A 24,838-nucleotide genomic window follows, 5' to 3' on the forward strand; every position below is an offset into this window, starting at 1 on the left:
ATACTACTGGTCTTTCTCCGTATTCCTGTGATATATCTTGTCATTCAACCACTCTTCAACTGCTAAAGCATGTGGCTTAGGTAATTTTTCGTAGAATTTAGATACTTCTATCTGTTCCTTATTTTCAAAAACTTCCTCTAGGCTGTCGCTATACGTAGCAAACTCCTCTAATTTTTCTAGAAGTTCTTTCTTAATTTCAGAATTGATCTGTACAGCTCTTTTAGCGGCAATTGAAATTGCCTCATAAATGTTATCCGTTGGACGGTCAAACTCATTTTTGTTGATCGTTACTGTGGAAACTGGAGCACTTGAATTCTTAAGATCGTTCATATTCATAGTCAAACTATTTTATTTTGCTTCTTTAGCTTGGGTAAAACCCTGTAATTCTAATTTTACTTTTTCAAGTATCTTTTCTGCCTCATCGGCATGTTCTGATTCTGGAAACTGTTTTTTAAACGTGTTATAATCGGCGATAGCCTCTTTTAAACGCTCTTCTTGTAACCTTTCAAAACTATTCAACGCAAATCGGGAAGCCGATTCGAATCTGTAAAACATTGCATCTTCACGATAAACAGATCCAGGGAAATCCGATATAAAGTTATCAAACGCTGCTACTGCAGGCGTTAGAAACGTAAAATCAAATTGACCTAATTTATTGAACTGCTTGGCTATTTCGTAAGCTTTGTGCTCTTTCTTGGTCGTTAACTCTTTTGCCATGGCATTGGCCTCAGAAAAATATTCCGAATCAGGATATGAGTTAATAAACAACTGCAATTTTCCCAATGCTTTATCTGTATCCGTTTGGTCCAAAGAATATACCGGTGAAAGCTTAAAATAACTCTTTGCTCCTAAAAAAGAAGCTTCTGCCACTTTATCACTCTTAGAGTAAGATTTCACAAAACGTTCGAACTGATAGCCCGCCATATTGTAATCTTTTCTTTGAAAATACGTATCTGCCAAGAAGAACATTACACGTTCGCCCTGAGGTTTACCCACATATTTAGGTGCAATTTGTTCAAAAAGACGATTGGCCCTTTTCATATCACCTTCTTCATAGAATTTCTGAGCTAGATCATATTTAGGCTTAACATCTTCATTTTTAAGCACCTTTTGATATTCGCTACATGACTGTGAAATCAAAGCGAGTAGTAAGATAGGGACAATTAACCTCATTTTAAAAAGCATTTTGCAAAATTACGGATTCCGAATGGATATAAAAAACAAAAAATAAAGTAGCTAAAATAGCATTCTAGAACCCTTATACCAATGCTTTTGGGGAACATTTAACATCACTATGCAAAAACCTTAAAAGGTTTTACAAAGTCGGCGATGTTCTTTTTGAGACTATCGGAAGCTTCTATGAGCGGAAGTCTAACTGTAGCACCAGCTAAACCTAATATCTCAAATATAGTTTTTATCCCAGCAGGGTTACCTTCCTGAAAAATTAATCCCATGCCTTCTTGAAGTTCGTAATGTTGTCGGTAAGCGTCATCTACATTTCGGTCTAAACCAGAACGAATCATTCTAGAGAATTCTGAAGGAAGTCCTTGACCTAAAACAGAAATAACACCGGAACCTCCTGCTAAAACAGTAGCTAAAGCGGTAAAATCATCACCAGAAATCACATGAAAGTCTTTTGGACAATCTTTAATTAATTCCTGCAACTGAATCATATCACCAGATGCATCTTTTATTCCAACAATATTCTCGACCTCTGTAGCCAAACGAACAACAGTTTCCGGAAGCATATTACTTCCCGTTCTTCCCGGTACGTTATAAAGGATTATGGGTTTTGCAGACACTTGGGCAATAGCCTTAAAGTGTTGGAAAATCCCTTCTTGAGTAGGTCTGTTATAATAAGGAGATACCGATAGCACAGCATCAAAATTAGTAAGGTCTAGTTTCTGCAATTCTTCAATTACGGCAACCGTATTATTACCGCCCACGCCTACTACCAAAGGTAATCTACCTGCATTGGCAATGGTTACGGTATCTATAACCAATTGTTTCTCTTCTTTGGTAAGTGTTACGGATTCACCAGTAGTACCCAATACTACCAAATAATCTACACCGCCGTCCACACAATAGTTCACAATACGATGCAACGCATCTATGTCTACCGAAAAATCTGTTTTGAACGGAGTGACCAAAGCCACACCTGTACCAATTAATTGCTTCATTATTCAATTTCGTTTAAAACGCCAAGATATTTTTTAAGCTCCGTTTTAAAGGTCTTAAATTCTTTCAATGGCGAATCCATTATCAAATCATTATATATGAGATCCACCTCTTTGAAACCTACACGAAATCGGGCTTTTGTTTTAACGCTCATCAACTGCAATAATAAATTATCGCTGGTATAATAGTTTACGAGTAAATCATACTCCCTACTTAAGAATTCTAATGCATAACTATTTTCTATAGCTCCATTCCACCCAAGGTCCTTATCGGAAAATACAGGGGTAGAATATGGCGAATTCTTGTCGTAATAACTTTTATAACCAATAATTTTTACCGCATTCGGTCGTAAATTATAATCCTCTACAAACCCATAAAATTGGTTTGCATCATCAAAGTCGTCTAAATCTACAATGCAACCTATGGAAGTAATACCTTTACTTCTTTCAATTACCGGCGGATCTTTGGCCAACTCTTGTTTCAGAAATTTAACGCCCGATTTGTGCTTGAACTTATCTTTTATTCCCTTAAACATGTACTTTTACATTTTGAACCATTCTGGTATGTAAAATTTGGAATGGGTTCTACAAATGTAAAGAATCTCCACGCATAATATGCTGCTAAGATAAAACGAAATATGGTTTTAAAAATAAAACACTTTGTTATATTTATAACAATTGCTTTTTTGTATTCCTGTGGTGAGCAACAGCCCAGCCTTCAAAAGATAGATGCAAAACAGATTGTTATAGACAGTTCATTAACAACTACCGGGTCTATTGAAACCTTGGTAAAGCCCTATCGTGAAAGGATAAACCACGTTCTTGACAGCACATTGGCCTACGCTCCCTACCCTATTTCAAAAACAGACGGAGAGCTAAATACCACAGCAGGAAACCTAATGGCCGATATTGTCTTATCTGAAGCCAACCCTATATTTAAATCAAGAACAGGACACACCATTGACCTTGTCTTATTGAATCATGGAGGTATTCGGTCCTTAATTTCCAAAGGAAATGTTTCTTCACGTACTGCTTTTGAAGTCATGCCTTTTGAAAATTCTATAGTAGTAGCTGAGCTTAAAGGCAGTTCTATATTGAAAATGGCGTCCTATTTGAGAGATTCCGGTCGTGCTCATCCAATAGCTGGATTACAACTAACATTAGACGCAGAAAATGAAATTCAGTCTATCTCCATCCAGGGCAAGCCTTTGGAAGAAGATAGAACCTATTATGTAGCAACATCAAACTATTTGGTAAACGGAGGTGACAGCATGGTCTTTTTTGAAGATGCTGTAAACATTACGAACACTGATTATTTGATTAGAAATGCCATGATTGACTATTTTAAGAAAATAGACACGCTTAAACCTGTTATTGATAATAGATTTATTAAACTGGATTAGCACCAAAAAACGAAACGTTACGGATGTGATAATTTTCGATCACATTCAACAAAATATATGGTTTTATGAACAGAAGAAAATTCATTAGAAACACAACGGCTTCAACAGCGCTTGTTGGCTTGGGGGGACTTTCTTTAAGCTCTTGCCTGGGTGATGTAAAAAAACACATTACTATTTTACACACAAACGATGTACACAGCCACATAGACCCATTTCCTACAGATCATTCCGAGTTTCCTAATCTTGGTGGATTAGCAAGGAGAGCCACTTTGGTGGAGAACATTAGAAAAGAAAATCCGAATACATTACTTTTTGATGCAGGTGATATTTTTCAGGGCACGCCTTATTTTAATTTTTATGGCGGAGAGTTAGAATTTAAGCTCATGAGTCTGCTAAAATACGATGCTGCTACTATCGGAAACCATGATTTTGACAATGGTATTGATGGTTTATTGGCTCAGATGCCCAATGCCGATTTTGAGATGATCAACGCCAATTACGATTTTAAAAATACGGTTATGGACGGTCAAGTTAAATCCTATAAAACTTATACTGTTGACGGAATTAAAATAGGAGTTTACGGTTTAGGTATTGAATTAAATGGCCTTGTCACCAAAAAACTGTACAAAGAAACGGAATACAACAATCCTATTGAAATTGCACAGGACACCGAGCGCGCATTAAAAAACGAAGAAAGTTGTGACCTTATCGTCTGCCTATCTCATTTAGGTTACGAATACAAAGACAAACAAAAGCCACATGACATTGCAATGGCTGCCGCTCTTGAATACACTGATTTAATTATTGGCGGGCATACCCATACTTTTCTTGACAAACCAACTATTGTAGAAAACAAATTAGGAAGAAATGTTTTGGTTAATCAAGTAGGTTGTTTTGGTCTTAACCTTGGAAGAATAGACTTCTACTTTGATGGTTCAAAAAACAGTGATGCTTCCGGTGTAACTATAAATGTATAATTATGGTTAGAATTGAACGAACCACATACAAAAACGAACATTTCGCGGGTCTGGTTGCCAAACTAGATGCCTATTTAAGTAATACCGATGGTGATGAGCACGACTTTTATCATCAATACAACGGAATAGAAAGCCTAAATCACGTGGTCATTGCTTATTTAAAGGATGTAGCAGTAGGATGTGGAGCCATAAAAGAGTTCGATTCAGATTCGGTAGAAGTAAAACGCATGTACGTTTCCCCCGAAACCCGAGGCCAAGGAATTGCCTCTTTACTTTTAAAAGAATTGGAAGAATGGGCAACTGAACTAAAATATAAGAATTGCATTCTAGAAACAGGCAAACGCCAACCAGAAGCTATAGCTCTTTACAGCAAAAATGAATACCAAGTCATACCTAATTATGGTCAATATAAGGGTATGGAAAATAGTGTCTGTTTTAAGAAAGGCCTAACCTAATTAGTTTTTTAACAAATACTCTGTAATTTCTTTTTGCTCCTGCCCTAACGAAATTTTCGGGAACGACCTTCCTGCCTTTCTATACCAATAGCCTGCGTTAAATTCATCACCTTCTACACGATGTAAATAGGCATGGATCCAACTACCCATTTCATTAAACATTTCTTGAGCAATATCATGAGATGCCTCCCAATTGTCATTCGCTGCAAACCACATGGCTTTTAGTGCTTCCGACCAATCCATTGGAGGGGTCGAACCAGTTAATGTTTGTTCAAAATCTTCGTAAGTCTTAGGTGTAGCCATCAATTTATAGTGTCATTTGTTCTTTCCTATACAAAAATACCTAATTTCGATTGAAATTAACCGTATGCTTTAATGGTTCAACTATCACGAAGCTTACTCCTCTGGAGACCTTTACCCTATATGCTGGCACTTATTTGCACGGTATCCATATTGGGCATTCATATGTTACCAAATATGGACAGCATGCTCAACGAAAATAATACAAGAATTTCGCATGTTTTTTTACGGTCCCAAATTAACTACCACAAAGAAATAGCGCCTTTTGCCAGAAGGCCTCTAACCACCTTGTTAATTGAAACCACCCAAAGCATCCTTAAAGTAAAAGCAGGTTATGCATTTATTTTTGTAAACTTCTTGCTATTAGGTCTTAGCGGTGTTTTAATCTATAGATTATCCCTTATTCTTAAGGCTACCAAAAAACAAGGGCTAATTAACATGATGGTGTTTTTTACCTCATTTTCAATTTTGTTTGCTTTTTTTCCTCCAGTATTCACCTACGATGAACCGTTGCAATACTGTTTTCTTCTAACAGCCTTTATGGCTTTTGTACGCCGAAGGTGGTTTTGGTATGTAATCTTGTTCACTTTAGCCCTTATTGCCCGTGAAACCAGCATTTTACTACTTCCTGCATTTATTTTACTGTTACCAGGAACCCAAAATCATCCAAGGAAAAAACTGTGGCCTAACCTTAAAAAAAACAGTCTGCTTATTCTATCTCCTATTTTTTTCTACGGATGTTATATTGTCTTTTTCATTTACCACCAAAGACTACTACACGCTACCCATACTGAAATAGCTAGCAGGTACTCTTGTTTTCTGGAGAATATTGAAAGTTTAAAAAATATCGTCGAGTCCGTTGTATCAATTTTCATTACTGTAGGGCCGTTTCTATATTTTACTTATTTCTATTTGAAACGAAAAAACAATGATGCTTGGCAAAACAGCTTTGTTTATGCCTTCCTATTGACTTTAATAATAAATACACCTCTGGTTTTCATGACCGCATTTGCTAGAGAATCACGCTTATTTGCCTTACCCTTGCTATTTATTTGGCCTATGTTCATGCAACTTTTTGGCAGCGACATGAAACCTCTATTTGTAAAAAAAACATACCAAGAGCTTTTCAGAAACAAGAAAATAGTATTTCTGTTTGGAGCCCTTACTTTGGTGAGTTTTCTATTTTGTTTTGTGTACTACCCTAGTCTTGGCTTAGGAGCCAACACGTATTTTTCGGAATATTTATTTGTAGTTATTTTTGTACTGTCCTTTCACTATTGCACGTACAAATTTTTAGGCCATAGAAAGTAGTTCTATGCCCTTTATATAAATCCGATTAAGATTTAAACAAGATTATTCTACCAATTCTAGAAATTCACCTTCAGTAACGATGGGTACATTAAGTGATTCTGCTTTGGCTCGTTTGCTTGGCCCCATTTTGTCACCAGCTACCAGATAAGCTGTTTTTGAGGATATGCTTGAACCTACTTTACCGCCATTACTTTCAATGATTTTCTTGAGTTCATTACGGCTTACGGTCTCGAACACCCCAGAAACCACAATAGTGAGTCCTTTTAGTTTATCCGTTTGGTTTTCCAATTGCTCCTCGGAAAGGGAAAATTGTAAACCATAAGCTTTTAAACGGGCTATAATCTCACGGTTATTTTCGTTATTAAAAAACTCTACAACAGAACTCGCAATACGCCCACCAATTTCATCAACAGCTACCAGACTTTCTTCGGAGGCATCCATTAACGCATCAATATTTTTATAAGCTCTGGCTAGTTTCTTAGCTACCGTTTCACCAACAAAGCGAATGCCCAAGCCAAAAAGAACACGTTCAAAAGGAATCTTAACAGACTCCGCAACACCCTTTACCAAGTTTTCGGCAGACTTCTCCGCCATTCTTTCCAAAGGCAAAACTTGTTCTTTGGTCAGCGTGTATAAATCTGCGTAATTATCTATGAGTCCTTCTTTATAAAGAAGTTCTACGGTCTCACTTCCCAAGCCCTCTATATCCATTGCCTTACGGGATATAAAATGTTGAATTCGTCCAGTAATCTGCGGAGGACAACCATAATAATTCACGCAATAGTGTTTTGCATCGCCTTCTGTACGTACCAAAGGTTCATGACACTCCGGACAATGCGTAATATATTCCGTTGGTTTTGAATCTTGAGGACGCTTTTCAAAATCTACACCAACTATTTTTGGTATGATTTCTCCTCCCTTTTCAACAAAAACGGTATCACCTTCACGAATATCAAATTTTGCAATCTGATCGGCATTGTGTAACGACGCCCTTTTTACGGTGGTTCCCGCCAAAAGCACTGGCTCCAGGTTAGCCACCGGAGTTATTGAACCTGTACGCCCTACTTGATACGTGATTTCGTTAAGCAGCGTTGAAACCTGCTCTGCCTTAAATTTGTAAGCCATGGCCCAACGTGGCGATTTTGAGGTAAAACCCAATTCATCTTGATGCTGGATACTGTTTATTTTTACCACTACCCCATCCGTTTCATATGGCAAATTATGCCGTCCTGAATCCCATTGGTTTACAAATGCCATTACTTCATCTGTTGAACGGCTCAATTTTGCAACTTCAGGGACTTTAAATCCCCATTCTCTTGCTTTTTCAAGCATCTGCCATTGTGAAGTTATGCCTGTATTCTGACCTACGATACTATATAAAAGACAGTCTAAAGGTCTTTGAGCGACCGCTGCACTATCCTGTAATTTTAAACTTCCAGAAGCCGTATTTCTAGGATTCATATAAGGGTCCTCCCCATTTTCAATACGCTCGGCATTCATTTGCGCAAAACCTTCAAAAGGCAATACAATTTCTCCTCTGATATCAAATTTTGGTGGGTAATCACCTTTTAATTGTAATGGCACCGACTTTATGGTTTTTACGTTCGTGGTTACGTCGTCTCCTTGAAAACCATCACCACGAGTAACAGCTCGCACCAATTTTCCATCTTCGTAGGTAATACTAATAGAAGCTCCATCATACTTCAATTCACAAACAAACTCCACTTCTGCATCGCCCAAAATGCGCTGCATACGCTTTTCCCAATCCTCAAGGTCTTCTTTTGAATAAGAATTATCTAACGAGTACATGCGCTCATTATGCACTACTGTTTCAAAATTTTTGGTAACCCCACCCCCAACACGTAAAGTTGGCGAACTTGCATCATAAAATTCCGGATGTTTGGCTTCAAGTGCCTGTAATTCTTTTAGTTTGGTATCAAACTCATAATCGGATATGGTAGCGTTGTCAAGCACGTAGTAATTATGGTTATGCTCTCGTAGTTCTTGACGAAGGGACTCTATTTGTTCTTTTATCTGCATTTTCTAACTCAGTATTTCTGTAATCTTAATGTATGCTTTTGAGGAAGTTTTGATTTATATCACCCCAAAATGCCCTTTGTCATTCGGTCGTTACCAAATATATCTTTTCGGACTTCAATTTCTATAAAATTATGTTGATGTAAAAGTGCTTCCGTTTCTTTTGCTAAATATTGATTGATTTCAAAAAAAAGCAATCCTTTCTCTGATAGATTCTGTTTCGCCATTTCCGTTATCGCTTTATAAAATACCAATGGATTTTCATCTGAAACAAAAAGCGCTAATTCAGGTTCATGTTCCAACACGTTTTTATGCATTTCTCTCTTTTCCATCTCTCTAACATAAGGAGGATTAGAGACTATAACATCAAAATTTGAAGCAAATCCATCGAAATTCAAAATATCGGCATGAACAAACTCGACTTTTAAGGCGTTTCGTTCTGCATTCCTTTTAGCTATTTCCAGCGCTTTTTTAGAAACATCCAGCGCAAAAATTTTGGCATCGGGTAAAAGTTTCGCCAATGTAATAGCAATACATCCACTCCCTGTTCCAATATCTAAAATTCGTAATCCTGATTTTCTTTCTGGCTGATTGGTTTTAACCTTCTCTACAATCCAGCGAATAAGGTCTTCCGTTTCCGGTCTAGGAATAAGTACATTCTCGTTTACCTCAAAATAAAGGTCCATGAAATTTGTACTTCCTATTATATATTGAACAGGCCGTTGTAACTTAAGTCCTGATAAGGCCTCAAAAAGCGGCTGTTCCTCCTCTTTTGTCAAAGTTAGATTAGGCTGCAAGGCCAAAACAAAACGCTGCAACTTAAGGTAATGCTCTATAAGCAGATAAAAGAAACTATCTACCTCCTCTTTTGCATATAATTCATCTAACTCTTTGTGATAAATATTCTTTATTTCTTTTAAGACCATTAAATATTGGAGCTATACATTATAATTTAGCGAGCATATACACTGGACATGAATAATGACCCGTATCTCCCAACGGCTTATCTATATACTCAAATCCCATTTTTGCATAAAGCTTTTGAGCTGCTTTCATGTAAGGCATGGTTTCCAAATAGATTTTTTCAAAATTGAATTCCTTTGCCTTCTCAAGACATTTCTGCAACATTTCAGAACCAATCCCTCGTCCTCTTGCTTCCTCTAAAAAATACATTTTCTGCAGTTCGCAAATATTGTCCTTGCTGTTCTCTAATTGAGAAATTCCGGCGCAGCCCAAAATAGTTTCATTTTCTTCTACAACAAAATATGCCGCACGTGGTTTATCATAATTTTCGAACATTTGATCAAGCGTTACATCTGCGTAAGCAGTGCCTACTTTTGGCGCACCTAAATCCACTAATACCTTACGAATCAACGTTGCTATTTGCTCGTTATCCTCTTTTCTTATGTTACGAATGTTCACTGCACCCATTTCCAATAAATAAAATTCTATTTTTACAGCGTGAAGATACGTAGAAATGTGCGTATGTTACCTCTTTAAAATACCGTGAACTAGCCCATGTTGAACAACAAAACCCTTCCACAAAACACTTTTTCCAAAGATGAAGCTTACATGCTTCGTTGCTTGGAAATAGCTAAAAATGGCTTGGGAACCACTGCTCCTAACCCTATGGTAGGTGCCGTAATCGTTCATGAAGACAAAATTATTGGTGAGGGTTTCACGAGTCCGTACGGTGGACCACATGCCGAAGTGAACGCCATAAACTCAGTTGCGGACAAAGAACTACTTAAGCATGCTACTATTTACGTTACTCTGGAACCATGTTCACACCACGGTAAGACTCCGCCTTGCGCTGATTTAATTGCCAAACATGGTATTCCAAGAGTTGTAATTGGTCTTATAGACCCACATACAAAAGTAGCTGGCAAAGGAATAGAAAAACTTAAAAATGCAGGAAGTAACGTAATAACTGGTTGCTTAGAAAAAGAATGCAGAGAACACCACCGTCGTTTTCTTACATTTCAAGAAAAGAAACGTCCTTATATCATTCTAAAATGGGCCCAAACAGCCGATGGTTTTATCGCGCCCAAAAAAGAAGAACGGGCTACTAATCCAGAACCCTATTGGATCACTGGTCCGTATTCGCGACAGCTTGTACATAAATGGCGAAGTGAAGAACAAAGTATTCTGGTTGGTACTAATACCGTGCTGGAAGACAATCCCAAATTGGATGTACGCTTATACACCGGGAAAAACCCAATACGCATTGTATTGGACAGAAAACTCAAAATAAGCGCTGATTATAATATATTGGACGGAAGCATACCTACTCTGGTCTTAACAGACATGGTAGATACGCCTCTGCTAAAAGAAAATGCAGCCTACCGCCAAATTGATTTTAAAGGAGATATAGCGCAACAAATTTGCGAGGTGCTTTATAAAGAGAATATCACTAGCGTTCTAATAGAAGGCGGAACCCAAACCTTGCAAACTTTCATTAATTCTGGTTTATGGGATGAGGCTAGAATTTTTACGGGCGATAGTCAATTTAAGACAGGTATACTAGCACCAGAACTCAAAGGAAAAATTATTAGTACGAAATCTATTGACAAGGACACCTTAAAAATATACGGTAATGATTAAGAATATTATTTTTGACTTTGGCGATGTATTCATCAATTTAGATAAAGGCATCATATTTCGCGAAATGGAAAAATTTGGTGGCTCTATAGATTTAACACGAGAAATGGTAGCGTTGAACGGTATTTATGAGGTTGGAGAAATCACCTCAGAAGAGTTTATAGCACAACTTCAGAACCAATACCCCAAAGCCAGTGTTATAGAAATTGAAAATATATGGAACTCCATGTTACTGGATTTTCCAGAAGAACGACTGGAATTCATTGAAAATCTTGCTAAAGAAGGCGCGTATAGACTCTTTCTATTAAGCAACACCAATGACTTGCATATTACGCACGTGGAACAGAAAATGGGTTCAGACAGGTATAATCGATTTAAAAGTCCATTTGAGAAATTCTATCTCTCCCATGAAATCAACCTTAGAAAACCGAACTCAGAAATCTATCAATTTGTTCTGGATGAAAACGGATTAAAGGCCGAAGAAACTTTTTTCATAGATGATACCAAAGAAAATACAGATGCCGCCAAAAAGCTAGGTATCACCTGCTGGAACATTCAAGTAGGTAAAGAAGATATCGTTCAATTAAAATCAAAACTATAAGATGGCGTCACTTGCCTTGAGCATATTGGCTTCTAGCCTCATCTTCATTATTTTTAAACTATACACCCGGTTTAAGGTCAATACGCTTTTTGCAATTGTCACTAACTACTTTGTGGCTTCTAGTGTTGGCCTTATGCGCTATAAAGGAGAAACAAGCTTTTTTGAAGTGCCAGAAAAACCCTGGTTCTTGGGCACGTTTATTCTAGGTATTCTTTTTATTGTTGTTTTTAACCTAATGGCCATAGCGTCACAAAAAGTAGGCGTTGCAGTAACCTCAGTAGCTACAAAGATGTCTTTTGTAATCCCCGTTATTTTTGGCATACTACTTTATAATGAAGAACTAGGTCCTATTAAAGTAATTGGCATTTTATTAGCCCTTGCTGCGGTCTACTTTGCGGCCTTAAAAGAATCTGCGATAAAATTTAAAAAGTCAGCGCTTATTTTACCCGCATTAGTATTCTTAGGCTCTGGCGTTATTGACGCCAGTTTAAAGTACCTACAAGAAATACACATTAAAGAAGAAGATTATCCTATTTTTTCTGCCACAGTATTTGCCTCGGCTGCATTTATAGGGCTTTTAATCACGGTTTTTAAAGCGGCTGAATTTAGAGCCAAATACAATATAAACACCTTAATAGGAGGTATTGCATTGGGCGTGGTAAATTATTTTTCCATTTACTTCCTTCTTAAAGCCTTACAAAATGACACATTGAACAGTTCTTCTGTATTTACAATAAACAACGTGGCAATAGTAATGTTCACTACGCTTTTAGGCATCATTTTGTTTGAAGAAAAAATAAGTCCTAAAAATTGGGGCGGTATTGCTTTGGCAGTAACCAGTATAATTTTAGTTGCTTTTGGTTGATGGAAGACCGTTCTGACACATACAAAACGCTAGCGAAGCCTTCTGAAGAAATTCTTTTTAAAGAAAAGAAAAGCAAATTTTTTGGTTACGCTTTTCCTATTCAAAATGAAGACGAGGTAAAACCAATTATAGAATTATTAAAGAAGAAACACCATACCGCAGGTCATGTATGCTATGCCTGGCAATTAGGAACTGAAATAATTCGTTATCGAGCAAACGATGATGGAGAACCTAATAACTCTGCAGGCCTACCCATTTACGGACAAATACAAGCTTTTGACGTTACAAACGTATTAGTAGCTGTGGCCCGAATTTTTGGCGGAACCAAGTTAGGCGTTGGAGGTTTAATCTCGGCCTATAGAACTGGAGCACAAATGGCCTTGGCCATTTCAAAAATCGAAGAACGACTTATAGAAGACACTTTTCAACTTTCTTTTGAATATGCTGAAATGGATAAAGTAATGCGCGTTTTAAAACAAAGGCAATGTGAGATTATATCTCAACAAATGGAGATGGATTGTAAATTCATAGTTTCCGTTAGAAAAAGTGAAGCAAACAACCTCTTGCAAACTTTTGAAGGCTTTCATAAGATAGCAATTAAAAAAGTTGATTAGCACCCAACCTATCTGGTCAAATACAGATATCCGACTCTAGACTTTGTACCATCTCCCAAATCAAGAATATAATAATAGGTTCCTACTGGTAACTCTTCATTTCGTTCATAAGTAGCGCGGCCATCAGAAACACCTGTCCAGGTATTATTATACCCTTCCTTCTCATACACTTTTATTCCCCATCGATTGTATATCTCTAGCCTATTGTCAGGATAATTTTCAATACAAGCAATCTGAAAAAAGTCATGGGCACCATCACCATTTGGTGTCAATACATTGTAAATATTAATCAGACAAATTGGCTCATCAATTTGCACTTCTGCACTAGCTTCGTCATTTGAAGAATCTGTATCTGTTTGATCAACATCAACCAATCTCACGATATTCAAATAATCATTGCCTTCTATCACAAGGACTCTGACACGTAACTCCTCTGATTGGCCGGCACTCAATGTTTCAATATTCCATAAAGAGGTCATTTCATCATAAACACCTCCCGTAGTTGAATGCGCTATATATTCATACCCATTAGGAAGCATTTCTGTTATGGATACATTACTTGCTTCCCCTATTCCATTATTTGTAGCGGTAATAGTAAAGTTTAACTCATCACCAACTCTAGCCAAATTCATATCTACCGACTTCAATAAGGCTATATCTACGTTAGAAGTGGGAAGCTCTGTTAATGTACAAGCCATACAAGTCGGGTCCACATTACAAGTTACACATGGTGTTGGGTCTGTAGAGGTATTCGTGGTAACCATACCATTTGGGTCCTCTCCTGTTGTGACTGCCAAATTGCTCACTTGCCCATTGTCCATATCGGCTTGTGTAATTACGTACGAAGCATAATAAACCCAAATTTCACTTACATTCAACAAACCATCATCGTTGGTATCTCCATTAACAGGCCCTGTTATATCTCCTCCTAATAATGGATCTGATACAATTATATTCGCAAGGTCTACACTTCCTGAATTCGTAACGAAAAATGTATATGTTACTGAATCACCAATGTTTGTAGCCCCATTTAAGTTAGAATCTTCATATACACCATCTTTAGCAATAGCTATTCCACGGATATCTACTTCAACACTAGCTTCATCATTGGATGCATCTATATCCGTTTCGTCCAAGCCAATTAATCTAGCGGTATTTAAATAATCTGACCCCTCTACTACACGAGCTCGGATATTTAAATCAGCTGTTTGACTGGTGCTTAATGTTGCAATAGCCCATTGACCAGTTATCTGATTATAATTCCCTATTGAAGTGATGTGATCTATATAATCATAGCCATTGGGAAGTATTTCGGATATATCAATATTATTGGCGGCAATTGAACCATTGTTCGTGGCAGATATTGTAAAAAATAGCTCGTCTCCAACTTCTGCAATATTTATATCTACGGTTTTTGTTAGACCAATATCAAGTGTACTAGGTAACTCCGTTAATGTACAATCAACACAAACTGGATCTATTGTACATGTAAAACAAGGTGTTGGATCAGTTGAGGTATCAGTAAAACTATTTCCATTAGGTTCTTCTCCACTAACTGTGGCCAGATTGTTTACCTGACCAGCATCGATTTCAGTTTGAATAATACTGTATGAAGCATTATACGTCCAAGTTTCTGTAATATCTAATTCACCATCTCCATCCGCATCACCAGAAGCAGGACCGGTTATTGCACCTCCTAATAAAGGATCCGATACTACTACATTTGAAATAGCTACATTACCGGTGTTATTTACAACAAAAATATAGTTCACTACATCCCCAATATTGGTTAAGCCATTGGAATCAGAATCAACATACACACCATCATTAGTGATTTCTAAATTTCCAATATCCACAGGTACACAAGCGGTGTTATTAGAAGTATCCGTATCTACTGATGATGTTATCTCATTTCCGAATCCTCCACCATTTGAACAATCTTGTAATGGATCAATAGCATCTTTATCTACAGAAAATGTAGCGGTAACAATCCAGCTTTCTGTCCGCAGTCCAGCTATTGATTCATTTGCTATAATTGTATCTCCACTAGAAAATGGACTTAAAATCGCTCCATCAACCCCATCACTTTCTCCTCCATAGGCTAAAGTTGCAGTATTTAATGTGAATCCGTTTCCTATTATAAAAGTATCGGTAACACTATAAGAGCCGGCAGCACCACCACTATTTTGGGCATTAATTCTATAGGTTACGGTATATTCATCTGTAACATTATTATAGATAGGCCCTGATTCAACCACCTTACTAACATCTATGCTAGAATTACAAGGGTTGCTAGGAATTGTTATTGAGCCGTCAAAAACAGTACAGCTTAACCCCGGCGCTGTAACTTGTAGCGTATACGCCCCACCTTGAGAAGGATTAAAAGGGTCAAAAATGAGTTCATTGCTAGTGCCTTGCTGTATAGTAGATCCCATAGCATCAATCCAAGTAAATGTGGCATTTGGTACTGGGTTAGCCATTAGAGTCACCCTTGTTCCGGATGCATCACAATTAGCCACTAAATCCGGTAAATAAGGAGTGACTTCAAATGCGCCATCTGCAGAATTACCGCAACTATCACTAATTCTAACCGTATAAGTACCTTCATCAGCTGCTGTAAAAATACCGTCCGTAGACGTACGCCCAATATTAGAAGGTATAGAAGAATCTATAATTTCGTATTGATATGGTGCAACTCCATTTGCTCCTTCAGCAAAAATAACTCCTGACCCCTCAGTACACGTATAACCAACGATACTTTCAAACGAAGTAGGAACATATTCTGGAATAGTTGCGTTTACAGTTTGTGGTTCACAAGGACAAGTAAACGGAAGTGCAGAACTACAACTACCTCCACTTTGGAATTCCAAAAACAATTGATAATCTCCAGGAGGAAGATTAGGGACATTAACAGGTGTACCTTCGGTAAAGAAAATTATACTTTCTCGAAAAACCGTACCTCCGGTATCCAAATTAACTACATTCACATTCGTATAAAAAGACGACCCAGAAGCTTTAATGGTATTTGGGTTTATTATTAAGGTATTGTTATTACCACAACTCTGTTGAATATCTAATGTAAAATCATGTGATACAGTTTCCGAAGCCAAAATCTCAAAAATCACATTACCAGTTTCGCAACCATCTGTAATTTCTGCTTCATAGTTTCCCGGAGGAAAAGCTTCAGGGAAAATAGAACTTGCACTTGTATTTTCAAATACCCTTGGATAGCTATAAGTGGTTACAACCCCTGCTTCCGATGTGAAACTTGCTGGACCAGATAAAATGGTAACCTGCCCGTAATTAGTCCCTCCGTTTCTAACATGGAACGCCATTCCGGTTGTTCCGTCCATACAACCACGTTCCGGTCGTACTACTGCTTCAAATTCAGTAGCTGGCACTGGTGTAAAAGTCAGGCTAGTACTGGCCACAGTACTACATCCATCATCTAAAGTAACATCATATGTACCACCTACTTCAATATCGGCTTCATGAACGTCTGCCACTAGATTATCTATGTCCGTGAAGATATAAGTAAGTACATCACTTGCATCATTTTGGTTAATTAAGGTTAATGTTGCAGGTACTAATATACTTTTTACCTCTAAACTAGACGACGTTAATGATGCATATACAAAGAATGCCGTTTCACCCGAACAATCAAAGGACTTTTGACTCCATAAATCAATATCAGGGGTAAAGGCAAAGTTCTTATTTTCTGTTTGACCACAAGCATCTAGAACATCAACAGTATAATCAACGCCATAGACAAAGTTAGTTCCAAGACTATATGAAAGGCCTGAACTGGTATCAATTGATTCTGAAAAAATTATAGACCCTGTAGCAACCTCAGTAACGGTTACATTATGCGGCGAAGCTCCACGACCAAAAGGACTATACTCAACTTCATAAGCACCACAAGCTGTTTTCTCAATATAACTGATTGCACTATTTAAAGATACTATTGAAGGAGCCGTAAGTGTTACTGTTTCACTAACCGTATTTTGACAACCATCTTCAATTTGGAAAGTATAGGTTCCTTCAGAAAGATTAGTGAAAGTATGCGAATTTTGCTCTTGAAGCACGGTTTGCGGTGTTGTACTTAAATCTACTATTCTATATTTGTATGTTGGAAAAGCCGTTGTACCTATATGATTACCATTATTTCCTGAAAGCGAAACTTGTCCGTTGGTACTAGAAGTACAAGAAGGTTGTGTAATTATCGTGGTTAGGGTAGGAAGCACATAATTCCCAATAACTTCTATAGACTCTGAAAAAGTATCAAAAATAGCATCTCTAACCTCTACAGTATATGTACCTGGTTGTAATGCCAAGAACATACCTGATGATTGAAACCCTCTAAGTTCTGGTCCACTAATAAGTCTATACTGATATGGCTCCGTACCACCACCAGCCAATGCAGTAATGCCACCATCAGAAGAACAAACCGATTCCGATTGCGTTACATCAAGGTCTAATTGAGCTGTTAAGTTAGCACAACAAAATAAAAAAACAAACTTCAATAAAAATTTGGGCATAACAATTTAATTGTCTCAAAACGCTCAATAAAATAGAAATGAACGTACTGCATTATATGAACCAAATTACCCTGAAAAGCAGTGAGGTGACCGTTTTTGTTGTGAAAGCGTATGAATTAGATGTGAAATAAAAAGCAATTACTTTACATCCAATTTTAATCCATTTCATCGGTAGGCCAGAAAAGCAATTAAACGAAAAATAATAGTATAAAATAACAACAAAAACTACGTTTAAAATTACTCAAAAGGATGTGGTAGGACGTATCATAAAACAGTAAAATCTCTTTATTATTTTAAAAAAAATGGAGATAAATTGTTAGCTAGTTATTGTCATAGGAAAGAGAGATTCAGCGCTAATAAAGGACATTTTTGTAGGAATTTACGGAGTAGATGCCACGTAACACCATTTGCCTGTTATTTGACAGGCGCACCACGAATAAACTTCTTATAAGCTCATCAATTTTTTCTTTCAAAAAAGAAAAATAAATTTATTTTCTGTCTCTTTTTTCAATTAAATCTAACAGGTATTTTGGACATCTAATCGGTCTTCTATTTTTCACATTAATAAACGCTAAAACCGTATTTGCAATCACAAGTATTTCTCGCTTTTCGTTATAGATTACGAAGTCAAATTCTATCTTCACAGAAGGCGTTTTTTTGAGCCTCGTTTCTACAGTGATTAAGTCATCATAAAAGGCCGATTTCTTGTAGTTCAAAGACAAAGAAATAACTGGCAACATAATTCCGTTTTCCTCTAGCTTTTTGTAAGAAATTCCTGTATCTCGCAACCACTCTACCCTTCCCATCTCCAAGTATTGCGCATAGTTCCCGTGATACACCACTCCCATCTGATCTGTTTCCGAATATCGTACTCTAAAAGAAATATTGTTAAAACTCATAAATTATCATGTAAAAATTATATCTTTAAAAGATTTTGTTTATAGGTCGTCGAACATGCAAAAAAAAAAGGGTAAATTCAATAGAGTTTGATTTTTTTTTTAGTTTTTTTGTTCACATATTTGCCTCCCGAGAAAGTAACGATAATTCCGAACACTTTCGACCGATTTACAAAAATCACTAACCAACAAAAATAAGATCAACTTTCGCATGGGTGTTACTGCTATTTCCGTATGGAACAATTGTTTGACATTTATCAAAGATAACATTCAACCGCAGGCATTCAAAACTTGGTTTGAACCGATCAAGCCGGTAAAGTTATCTGACAATGCACTGAGTATTCAGGTGCCTAGTAAATTCTTTTACGAGTGGCTAGAAGAACACTATGTGAAATTGTTGAAAGTTGCGCTTACCAAAGAATTGGGTGAGACTGCTAAATTAGTGTACATCATTAGAATGGAAAACACTTACGGCAACAAAGAACCATTTACAGAAAAGATTCCTAGTTCCAACAGAGCTACTATGAGTCCACAGGAAATGGATGTGCCGATCAAATCAAAAAATCCTGAGCTTAAAAATCCTTTCGTAATACCTGGTATTCGAAATATTAAAATTGAATCCCAACTTAATCCAAATTATAATTTCGATAATTTTTTAGAAGGAGACGCAAACCGTTTGGCTAGATCTGCCGGTATGGCCGTTGCCAACAAACCTGGTGGCACTTCATTTAATCCGTTATTGATTTTTGGTGGTGTTGGTTTAGGAAAGACCCACTTGGCGCATGCCATTGGAGTAGAGATAAAAGACAAATATCCAGAACGTACGGTTCTTTATATTTCAGCTGAAAAGTTTACCCAACAATACATAGAGTCCGTTAAGAAGAATACCAGAAACGATTTTATTCACTTCTACCAATTGATAGATGTACTTATAATTGATGATGTTCAGTTCTTAAGTGGAAAGTCAGGAACACAAGATGTTTTCTTCCATATTTTCAACCATTTGCATCAAAACGGAAAGCAGGTTATTTTAACCTCAGACAAAGCTCCGGTAGACATGCAAGATATTGAGCAAAGATTGTTGTCTCGTTTCAAATGGGGATTATCCGCAGAACTTCAAACGCCTGACTACGAAACACGAATTTCTATCCTTAAGAACAAATTGTATAGAGATGGTGTTGAAATGCCGGATGATATTATAGATTATGTTGCCAAACATATTAAAAGTAACATACGTGAGCTAGAAGGTGCCATCATCTCTTTAATAGCACAATCATCTTTCAATAAAAAGGAAGTTACTTTAGAACTGGCTCAGCAAGTAGTAGAGAAGTTCGTAAAGAACACCAAACGAGAAGTTTCTATAGACTACATTCAAAAAGTGGTTTCAGATTATTTCGAAATGGATGTTGCTACGCTTCAGTCTAAAACCAGAAAGCGTCATATTGTACAAGCAAGGCAGTTAGCTATGTTCTTTGCGAAGAAATTCACCAAAGCATCTTTAGCCAGTATTGGGTCTCAAATAGGAAAAAGAGATCACGCCACCGTTTTACATGCCTGCAAGACTGTTGACAACTTAGCAGAAACTGACAAGCAGTTTAGAAAATACATAGAAGACCTTACTAAGAAATTCTCTTAAATCCTTATGAAAACCAAAGTCTTAATGGTCTGCCTAGGCAATATTTGCAGGTCTCCATTAGCGGAGGGCATTCTCCAAGACAAGGTTGACCCAGAAAAGGTTTTAGTAGATTCTGCAGGAACCGGAGGCTACCATATTGGCAAAGCACCAGACCCTCGTTCTATTGCCGTTGCAAACAATCACGGTCTAAATATTCAAAACCAGCGCTGTCGTCAATTTCAAAAGTCAGATTTTGAAAAATTTGATGTAATTTATGCTATGGACCGTAGCAACCTCAATAACATTCTTAACCTGGCCAATACTCCAGAAGATGCTAAAAAGGTTAAGCTATTGCTTACGGAAGTAGAATTACCTGTTATTGAAGTACCAGACCCGTATTACGACGACAATGGATTTGAAAAGGTATTTCAACTTATAGACACCGCTTGTACGTCTATCGCCAAAAAACTTTAATACAACCAAACGTTATGGCCAACAGAATTGAAAACCAGGGAAAATTATACTTAATACCTACCACACTTGGCGAAAATGAGCCATTAGAAGTACTACCTATTTCAATCAAACAGGCCATTGAACAAATTGACCATTACATTGTTGAAAACGAGAAAACCGCAAGACGGTTCATTAAAAAGATAAGCCCAAGAAAATCTCAACCAAATCTTCACTTGTCAGTACTTAACAAGTATACTGAAGCTCAAGAAATACCCGCCTTTTTACAACCATGCCTTGATGGTTTCAATACCGGAATACTATCTGAAGCTGGTTGCCCTGGTATTGCCGACCCTGGTGCAGAAGTTGTAAAAATTGCACATGAAAAAAACATTCAGGTTGTGCCGTTAGTGGGCCCCTCTTCTATTGTTCTAGCCCTTATGGCCAGTGGTATGAACGGGCAGAGCTTTGCTTTTAACGGATACCTACCTATTGACGGCACTGAGCGTAAAGGTGCCATTAAAAGACTCGAAAAACTTTCAAAAGATTACAGGCAGTCTCAACTTTTTATTGAAACCCCATACAGAAACGATAAGCTTTTTGCCGAGTTACTAAAAACACTAAATCCTGGCACAAGAGTATGCGTAGCTTGTGATGTAACGCTACCAACAGAATATATACTTACAAAAACTATTGCCGATTGGAAACGTACCAAAGTAGAATCTCTTCATAAGCGACCTGCAATTTTTATTATTCAAGGGTAATCAAAGCTATAAAAAAACAAACCCCAATATTTCTATAGGGGCTTGTCCACTTTCATATGTAAATTAAATCTTAAACAGGAAATAATTAAACTTTTGGGTTTCGTTTTGGCGAAACATAAGAAATATCATATCCTGAAAACTTCTTCATATATTTTGCAATTGTTGTTCCGTAGCTGTCCGATACATCGAACGCGCCCCATGAACGTAAGTACTTCTTTACGTTTCCGGCACCAGCCAAGTGAGCTGCGGCCATCATTCCAGATTCTGTAATTTCAACGCCTCCAATTCGTTTGCCAACGAAACGGGCAATATCTCTTCTTAGAATCCACTTGTTACGAGCTATATTAGTATTAAAAGCTCTTTCCTGTAACACAGGGTCATTTAAAAAACGTGTTGCGTTATAAACACCCATAAGCTGTAAGGTACCGATACCAAATTGGTATTTTCCCAAATACCCAAGCGTATTTGTTGTAAAATAGTTACCCTGCGATTCTTTAAACGCTAGAGCTTCTTTAAAACCGATATACGAACTCCCTATAAAAGGAGGAGTCAATAACATCGTAGCATGCACAGTTTTGTTTTTGGGAAACAAAACTTCAGTAGGTTGTTTTACTTTAAGAGTTTCCGGCACTTTCACCTCTTTGGACTCAAAACCGAAACTCAATAAAATAAAGGTAATGATCAGGGGGCTTGATAAACTTAGCCACTTTCTCATATGTTATATTTACCTAAGACTTACGAAAATTAAGCCCGCTTAGATTACGAGGGGCAAAGATAGGCTCGTTTTTCTGTTGCAATTTACAAGGCTTTGTTAAAAGTGCCCCATTTTAGTTAACAGGTGCTAAACAGTGGTTAAAATGCCTATCTGTTGATTTTTTGTGCATTTATCCACCGGACATACTGTGCCTTATTACGGTTATGTTGAGCCAAAGTTTTGGCAAATTTGTGATAACCGAAGTTCTCTACGTTAGCTACAAAGTAGATGTACTCATGCTTCTCAGGATTAAGAACTGCATCAATAGCAGTAATATCCGGCATAGCTATAGGACCTGGAGGAAGGCCTGCATACTTATATGTATTATAAGGAGAATCTAACTCCAAATCTTTATAAAGAACCCTCTTTATTATGATATTAAAATCACCCTTATTCTTTTTTAAGGCATAGATTACCGTTGGATCGGCCTGAAGCAAGATTCCTTTTCGCAAACGATTAAGATACACTCCTGCAACCCTTGGTCTTTCATCAACTTTTGCTGTTTCTTTATGCACAACAGAAGCCAAAGTAATGACTTCCGCTGGAGTAAGGTTCAATGCTTTTGCTTTGGCTAAACGGGCATCCGTCCAGAAACGCTTGTATTCCTTTAACATACGCTCCCTGAACTCCTTTCCTGAAGTATTCCAGAAAAACTCATAGCTATTAGGTATGTACATAGCCAACTCTGTATTCTCATTAAAGCCGTTCGCTTTCAAAAAATCATCATCTGTAAAGGCTTGTAGCAAAGCCAAACTATCTGGTTCTAATTGCATAGCTATCCTTCCTGCAAGATCTGCAATCGTCTCTTGATTATTAAAAGCAACCTTTACCGGTATGTTTTGACTACGCAGCGAATTTATGATATCATTATTGTTCGCCCCTTTTTTAATGACATACTTACCTCCTCTTACATTGGATGCGTATCCTTTTCGTTGCGCAACTTTCTCAAAAGAAGACATATCTTTTATAAGTGGACTAACTTGCTCCTTCACCTGATTAAAATCGGCATCAGAGGGTACATATATATAAGCTTCTTTATTTTCGAAACTGGTGTTGGGTGAAAAAATGGCATTATACACCGTGTAGGCAAAAATTCCGCCACCAATAAGACCAGCAATTACAATAATTAGTAGAATACGTTTTATATACATTAGGCATTTATTTTTTGAAACAAAATCTCATTCTTATATTTTCCCTCGGAAAAAATCCAATCTTTTTTTAGACCCACTTCCTCAAAACCCATCTTTTTGAACAAATGTAGACTTGGATTATTGCTCTCCATTACATTGGCATAGAGCTGACGAAGATTTAAAACCTTAAAAGCATAATCAGATACTAATTGGATAGCCTCTGCTCCTACTCCTTGGTTTCTATTTTCTTTATTCAATATAACTATCCCTATTCCCGCTCTGAAGTTTTTAGGGTCAAAGTCAAATAAATCTATTAGTCCAACTGGTGAGTTTTCTTGATCACAAATGCATAGACGTAATTGCTTAACATCATAAATATCACGGTGGGCATTATCTAGGTATAACTCCAATACGTGTTTTGAGTATGGAGCAGTAGTTCCGCTAATTTCCCAAATCTCTGTATTGTTTTCTAATTCATAGAGAAAATCCAAATCACTTGGTTCTAATCCTCTTAGAGATATACGTTCCCCTTTTAAACTTAGCATACTATCTTACCTTTGAACACCTGTTTGGCAGGGCCTATCAAATGAATATGACTATAAATTCCGTCTTTTTCACACAACTCAACCTGTAACTCCCCACCTTGAGTATTCACTTTAATTCTATTTGCTGAAGTTTTTCCCGCATTATGCATAGCAATTGCCACCGCAGTTACTCCGGTACCACAGGATAAAGTTTCGTCCTCTACTCCACGTTCGTATGTTCGCACAGCAAAAGTGTCATCTTCCAGGATTTCAACAAAGTTTATATTACTTCCTATTTGACCGTAAAGCCCGTAACGTAACTTTTTGCCTTCTTTATACACCTCAAAGTTCTCTACAGTTTTTACCATTTGTACATGATGAGGGGAACCGGTATTCAAGAATACATATTCAGGTTTTTCTTTAATTTCAGAAACATCTTGCATTTGTAAGCTGACAATTCCATTTTCAATAGTAGCAGCATGTTTACCATCTACAGCATTGAAAACCGTATCCTTTTCTATAACTCCCAAAAAGTTAGCGAATGCCACGGTACAACGACCGCCATTACCACACATACTTCCTTCATTTCCGTCTGCATTGTAATAGACCATTCTAAAATCTGACAATTCGTCATTTTCTAAAAGTATCAGGCCATCACCACCTATGCCAAACTTGCGATCACATAGAAATGCAACTAGTTTGGTATCATTTTTGGGAAATTTCAATTGTCGGTTATCGATAAGAACAAAATCGTTTCCAGTGCCTTGATATTTGTAAAAACTGAGTGTCATAAGAATATTTAAAGACACAAATATAGGCTTTTCTA

At 37.2% G+C, this 24,838-nt stretch carries 25 protein-coding genes; 11 read left to right on the forward strand and 14 right to left on the reverse strand.

The features are described 5' to 3' along the window. Positions 1 to 3: 3 nt before the first annotated feature. The 4 genes from IWB64_RS18715 to IWB64_RS18730 form a co-directional block, all read right to left on the reverse strand. The gene (locus tag IWB64_RS18715; RefSeq protein ID WP_194535459.1) at positions 4 to 336 is read right to left on the reverse strand and encodes a DNA-directed RNA polymerase subunit omega; all 333 of its coding nucleotides are present in this window, start codon (positions 334 to 336) and stop codon (positions 4 to 6) included. A gap of 12 nt (positions 337 to 348) precedes the next feature. Beyond that, a complete protein-coding gene (locus IWB64_RS18720; protein ID WP_226975942.1) occupies positions 349 to 1,173 on the reverse strand; it encodes an outer membrane protein assembly factor BamD in 825 nt (274 codons plus the stop codon). Between the two features lie 119 nt (positions 1,174 to 1,292). After that, entirely contained in the window at positions 1,293 to 2,180 is an 888-nt protein-coding gene (dapA, locus tag IWB64_RS18725; RefSeq protein WP_194535461.1) for a 4-hydroxy-tetrahydrodipicolinate synthase, read from the reverse strand. Further along, positions 2,180 to 2,713 carry a DUF6913 domain-containing protein gene (locus IWB64_RS18730; protein WP_194535462.1) on the reverse strand — a complete coding sequence of 178 codons (534 nt, stop codon included), beginning with the start codon at positions 2,711 to 2,713 and terminating at the stop codon, positions 2,180 to 2,182. The genes dapA and IWB64_RS18730 overlap by 1 nt, the downstream gene beginning before the upstream one ends. A gap of 102 nt (positions 2,714 to 2,815) precedes the next feature. On the opposite strand from IWB64_RS18730, the gene IWB64_RS18735 reads away from it, so the two are divergent. The 3 genes from IWB64_RS18735 to IWB64_RS18745 all read left to right on the forward strand — a co-directional run bounded on the left by IWB64_RS18735 (position 2,816) and on the right by IWB64_RS18745 (position 5,012). Then, positions 2,816 to 3,580 carry a 5'-nucleotidase C-terminal domain-containing protein gene (locus tag IWB64_RS18735; protein ID WP_194535463.1) on the forward strand — a complete coding sequence of 255 codons (765 nt, stop codon included), beginning with the start codon at positions 2,816 to 2,818 and terminating at the stop codon, positions 3,578 to 3,580. Positions 3,581 to 3,645: 65 nt separating this feature from the next. Then, complete coding sequence (locus IWB64_RS18740; RefSeq protein WP_194535464.1) at positions 3,646 to 4,557, forward strand: bifunctional metallophosphatase/5'-nucleotidase; 912 nt, start codon at positions 3,646 to 3,648, stop codon at positions 4,555 to 4,557. 2 nt (positions 4,558 to 4,559) lie between these two features. After that, a complete protein-coding gene (locus tag IWB64_RS18745) occupies positions 4,560 to 5,012 on the forward strand; it encodes a GNAT family N-acetyltransferase (RefSeq protein ID WP_194535465.1) in 453 nt (150 codons plus the stop codon). On the opposite strand, the gene IWB64_RS18750 is transcribed toward IWB64_RS18745, so the two are convergent. Next, positions 5,013 to 5,315, reverse strand: coding sequence for a hypothetical protein (locus tag IWB64_RS18750; protein WP_194535466.1), 303 nt, complete (start codon positions 5,313 to 5,315; stop codon positions 5,013 to 5,015). Between the two features lie 72 nt (positions 5,316 to 5,387). Between IWB64_RS18750 and IWB64_RS18755 the strand changes: the two genes are divergently transcribed. After that, entirely contained in the window at positions 5,388 to 6,623 is a 1,236-nt protein-coding gene (locus IWB64_RS18755) for a hypothetical protein (RefSeq protein ID WP_194535467.1), read from the forward strand. A 42-nt stretch (positions 6,624 to 6,665) separates the two neighbouring features. Here the strand turns inward: IWB64_RS18755 and ligA are convergent, their stop codons facing one another. Genes ligA through IWB64_RS18770 form a run of 3 tightly spaced genes read right to left on the reverse strand, consistent with a single transcriptional unit; the run spans position 6,666 to position 10,091 of the window. Next, the gene (gene ligA, locus IWB64_RS18760; RefSeq protein ID WP_194535468.1) at positions 6,666 to 8,663 is read right to left on the reverse strand and encodes an NAD-dependent DNA ligase LigA; all 1,998 of its coding nucleotides are present in this window, start codon (positions 8,661 to 8,663) and stop codon (positions 6,666 to 6,668) included. 59 nt (positions 8,664 to 8,722) lie between these two features. After that, positions 8,723 to 9,586: a peptide chain release factor N(5)-glutamine methyltransferase gene (prmC, locus tag IWB64_RS18765; protein ID WP_194535469.1), complete on the reverse strand. Its 864-nt coding sequence runs from the start codon at positions 9,584 to 9,586 to the stop codon at positions 8,723 to 8,725. A gap of 19 nt (positions 9,587 to 9,605) precedes the next feature. Beyond that, entirely contained in the window at positions 9,606 to 10,091 is a 486-nt protein-coding gene (locus IWB64_RS18770; protein ID WP_194535470.1) for a GNAT family N-acetyltransferase, read from the reverse strand. 87 nt (positions 10,092 to 10,178) lie between these two features. Here IWB64_RS18770 and ribD point away from each other — a divergent pair, with 87 nt between their 5' ends. From ribD to IWB64_RS18790, 4 genes are read left to right on the forward strand one after another with little or no spacing between them, the layout of a single operon-like run. Continuing rightward, a complete protein-coding gene (ribD, locus tag IWB64_RS18775) occupies positions 10,179 to 11,264 on the forward strand; it encodes a bifunctional diaminohydroxyphosphoribosylaminopyrimidine deaminase/5-amino-6-(5-phosphoribosylamino)uracil reductase RibD (RefSeq protein WP_226975943.1) in 1,086 nt (361 codons plus the stop codon). Next, positions 11,257 to 11,862, forward strand: a complete 606-nt coding sequence (locus IWB64_RS18780) for an HAD family hydrolase (RefSeq protein WP_194535471.1) — start codon at positions 11,257 to 11,259, stop codon at positions 11,860 to 11,862. Before ribD ends, IWB64_RS18780 begins: the two co-directional genes overlap by 8 nt. 1 nt (position 11,863) lies before the next feature. Beyond that, positions 11,864 to 12,727, forward strand: coding sequence for a DMT family transporter (locus tag IWB64_RS18785; protein WP_194535472.1), 864 nt, complete (start codon positions 11,864 to 11,866; stop codon positions 12,725 to 12,727). After that, a complete protein-coding gene (locus IWB64_RS18790) occupies positions 12,727 to 13,341 on the forward strand; it encodes an IMPACT family protein (RefSeq protein ID WP_194535473.1) in 615 nt (204 codons plus the stop codon). The genes IWB64_RS18785 and IWB64_RS18790 overlap by 1 nt, the downstream gene beginning before the upstream one ends. Positions 13,342 to 13,349: 8 nt before the next feature. Here IWB64_RS18790 and IWB64_RS18795 read toward each other — a convergent pair whose 3' ends face one another. Continuing rightward, the gene (locus tag IWB64_RS18795) at positions 13,350 to 17,879 is read right to left on the reverse strand and encodes a DUF7507 domain-containing protein (RefSeq protein WP_194535474.1); all 4,530 of its coding nucleotides are present in this window, start codon (positions 17,877 to 17,879) and stop codon (positions 13,350 to 13,352) included. A gap of 488 nt (positions 17,880 to 18,367) precedes the next feature. Then, entirely contained in the window at positions 18,368 to 18,778 is a 411-nt protein-coding gene (locus tag IWB64_RS18800) for an acyl-CoA thioesterase (RefSeq protein WP_194535475.1), read from the reverse strand. Between the two features lie 208 nt (positions 18,779 to 18,986). On the opposite strand from IWB64_RS18800, the gene dnaA reads away from it, so the two are divergent. The 3 genes from dnaA to IWB64_RS18815 are packed head-to-tail and all read left to right on the forward strand — an operon-like array spanning position 18,987 to position 21,604. Next, a complete protein-coding gene (gene dnaA, locus IWB64_RS18805; RefSeq protein ID WP_155595877.1) occupies positions 18,987 to 20,411 on the forward strand; it encodes a chromosomal replication initiator protein DnaA in 1,425 nt (474 codons plus the stop codon). A gap of 6 nt (positions 20,412 to 20,417) precedes the next feature. After that, positions 20,418 to 20,864: a low molecular weight protein-tyrosine-phosphatase gene (locus tag IWB64_RS18810; RefSeq protein ID WP_194535476.1), complete on the forward strand. Its 447-nt coding sequence runs from the start codon at positions 20,418 to 20,420 to the stop codon at positions 20,862 to 20,864. A 14-nt stretch (positions 20,865 to 20,878) separates the two neighbouring features. Further along, positions 20,879 to 21,604, forward strand: coding sequence for an SAM-dependent methyltransferase (locus tag IWB64_RS18815; protein ID WP_194535477.1), 726 nt, complete (start codon positions 20,879 to 20,881; stop codon positions 21,602 to 21,604). An 85-nt stretch (positions 21,605 to 21,689) separates the two neighbouring features. On the opposite strand, the gene IWB64_RS18820 is transcribed toward IWB64_RS18815, so the two are convergent. The 4 genes from IWB64_RS18820 to dapF all read right to left on the reverse strand — a co-directional run bounded on the left by IWB64_RS18820 (position 21,690) and on the right by dapF (position 24,803). Continuing rightward, a complete protein-coding gene (locus IWB64_RS18820) occupies positions 21,690 to 22,319 on the reverse strand; it encodes a hypothetical protein (RefSeq protein ID WP_194535478.1) in 630 nt (209 codons plus the stop codon). 146 nt (positions 22,320 to 22,465) lie between these two features. Next, on the reverse strand, positions 22,466 to 23,509 hold the full coding sequence (gene mltG, locus IWB64_RS18825) for an endolytic transglycosylase MltG (protein ID WP_194535479.1): 1,044 nt from the start codon (positions 23,507 to 23,509) through the stop codon (positions 22,466 to 22,468). After that, a complete protein-coding gene (locus tag IWB64_RS18830; protein ID WP_194535480.1) occupies positions 23,509 to 24,033 on the reverse strand; it encodes a GNAT family N-acetyltransferase in 525 nt (174 codons plus the stop codon). Before IWB64_RS18830 ends, mltG begins: the two co-directional genes overlap by 1 nt. Continuing rightward, positions 24,027 to 24,803, reverse strand: coding sequence for a diaminopimelate epimerase (gene dapF / locus IWB64_RS18835; RefSeq protein ID WP_194535481.1), 777 nt, complete (start codon positions 24,801 to 24,803; stop codon positions 24,027 to 24,029). The genes IWB64_RS18830 and dapF overlap by 7 nt, the downstream gene beginning before the upstream one ends. Positions 24,804 to 24,838 lie beyond the last annotated feature (35 nt).

Source organism: Zobellia nedashkovskayae (assembly GCF_015330125.1).
GTDB lineage: Bacteria > Bacteroidota > Bacteroidia > Flavobacteriales > Flavobacteriaceae > Zobellia > Zobellia nedashkovskayae.

What these genes read in the sequence shown, in the direction of transcription:
- IWB64_RS18715 (WP_194535459.1), bottom strand. Translation starts at nt 336, where the DNA reads ATGAATATGAACGATCTTAAGAATTCAAGTGCTCCAGTTTCCACAGTA.
- IWB64_RS18720 (WP_226975942.1), bottom strand. Translation starts at nt 1,173, where the DNA reads ATGAGGTTAATTGTCCCTATCTTACTACTCGCTTTGATTTCACAGTCA.
- dapA (WP_194535461.1), bottom strand. Translation starts at nt 2,180, where the DNA reads ATGAAGCAATTAATTGGTACAGGTGTGGCTTTGGTCACTCCGTTCAAA.
- IWB64_RS18730 (WP_194535462.1), bottom strand. Translation starts at nt 2,713, where the DNA reads ATGTTTAAGGGAATAAAAGATAAGTTCAAGCACAAATCGGGCGTTAAA.
- IWB64_RS18735 (WP_194535463.1), top strand. Translation starts at nt 2,816, where the DNA reads ATGGTTTTAAAAATAAAACACTTTGTTATATTTATAACAATTGCTTTT.
- IWB64_RS18740 (WP_194535464.1), top strand. Translation starts at nt 3,646, where the DNA reads ATGAACAGAAGAAAATTCATTAGAAACACAACGGCTTCAACAGCGCTT.
- IWB64_RS18745 (WP_194535465.1), top strand. Translation starts at nt 4,560, where the DNA reads ATGGTTAGAATTGAACGAACCACATACAAAAACGAACATTTCGCGGGT.
- IWB64_RS18750 (WP_194535466.1), bottom strand. Translation starts at nt 5,315, where the DNA reads ATGGCTACACCTAAGACTTACGAAGATTTTGAACAAACATTAACTGGT.
- IWB64_RS18755 (WP_194535467.1), top strand. Translation starts at nt 5,388, where the DNA reads ATGGTTCAACTATCACGAAGCTTACTCCTCTGGAGACCTTTACCCTAT.
- ligA (WP_194535468.1), bottom strand. Translation starts at nt 8,663, where the DNA reads ATGCAGATAAAAGAACAAATAGAGTCCCTTCGTCAAGAACTACGAGAG.
- prmC (WP_194535469.1), bottom strand. Translation starts at nt 9,586, where the DNA reads ATGGTCTTAAAAGAAATAAAGAATATTTATCACAAAGAGTTAGATGAA.
- IWB64_RS18770 (WP_194535470.1), bottom strand. Translation starts at nt 10,091, where the DNA reads ATGGGTGCAGTGAACATTCGTAACATAAGAAAAGAGGATAACGAGCAA.
- ribD (WP_226975943.1), top strand. Translation starts at nt 10,179, where the DNA reads ATGTTGAACAACAAAACCCTTCCACAAAACACTTTTTCCAAAGATGAA.
- IWB64_RS18780 (WP_194535471.1), top strand. Translation starts at nt 11,257, where the DNA reads ATGATTAAGAATATTATTTTTGACTTTGGCGATGTATTCATCAATTTA.
- IWB64_RS18785 (WP_194535472.1), top strand. Translation starts at nt 11,864, where the DNA reads ATGGCGTCACTTGCCTTGAGCATATTGGCTTCTAGCCTCATCTTCATT.
- IWB64_RS18790 (WP_194535473.1), top strand. Translation starts at nt 12,727, where the DNA reads ATGGAAGACCGTTCTGACACATACAAAACGCTAGCGAAGCCTTCTGAA.
- IWB64_RS18795 (WP_194535474.1), bottom strand. Translation starts at nt 17,879, where the DNA reads ATGCCCAAATTTTTATTGAAGTTTGTTTTTTTATTTTGTTGTGCTAAC.
- IWB64_RS18800 (WP_194535475.1), bottom strand. Translation starts at nt 18,778, where the DNA reads ATGAGTTTTAACAATATTTCTTTTAGAGTACGATATTCGGAAACAGAT.
- dnaA (WP_155595877.1), top strand. Translation starts at nt 18,987, where the DNA reads ATGGGTGTTACTGCTATTTCCGTATGGAACAATTGTTTGACATTTATC.
- IWB64_RS18810 (WP_194535476.1), top strand. Translation starts at nt 20,418, where the DNA reads ATGAAAACCAAAGTCTTAATGGTCTGCCTAGGCAATATTTGCAGGTCT.
- IWB64_RS18815 (WP_194535477.1), top strand. Translation starts at nt 20,879, where the DNA reads ATGGCCAACAGAATTGAAAACCAGGGAAAATTATACTTAATACCTACC.
- IWB64_RS18820 (WP_194535478.1), bottom strand. Translation starts at nt 22,319, where the DNA reads ATGAGAAAGTGGCTAAGTTTATCAAGCCCCCTGATCATTACCTTTATT.
- mltG (WP_194535479.1), bottom strand. Translation starts at nt 23,509, where the DNA reads ATGTATATAAAACGTATTCTACTAATTATTGTAATTGCTGGTCTTATT.
- IWB64_RS18830 (WP_194535480.1), bottom strand. Translation starts at nt 24,033, where the DNA reads ATGCTAAGTTTAAAAGGGGAACGTATATCTCTAAGAGGATTAGAACCA.
- dapF (WP_194535481.1), bottom strand. Translation starts at nt 24,803, where the DNA reads ATGACACTCAGTTTTTACAAATATCAAGGCACTGGAAACGATTTTGTT.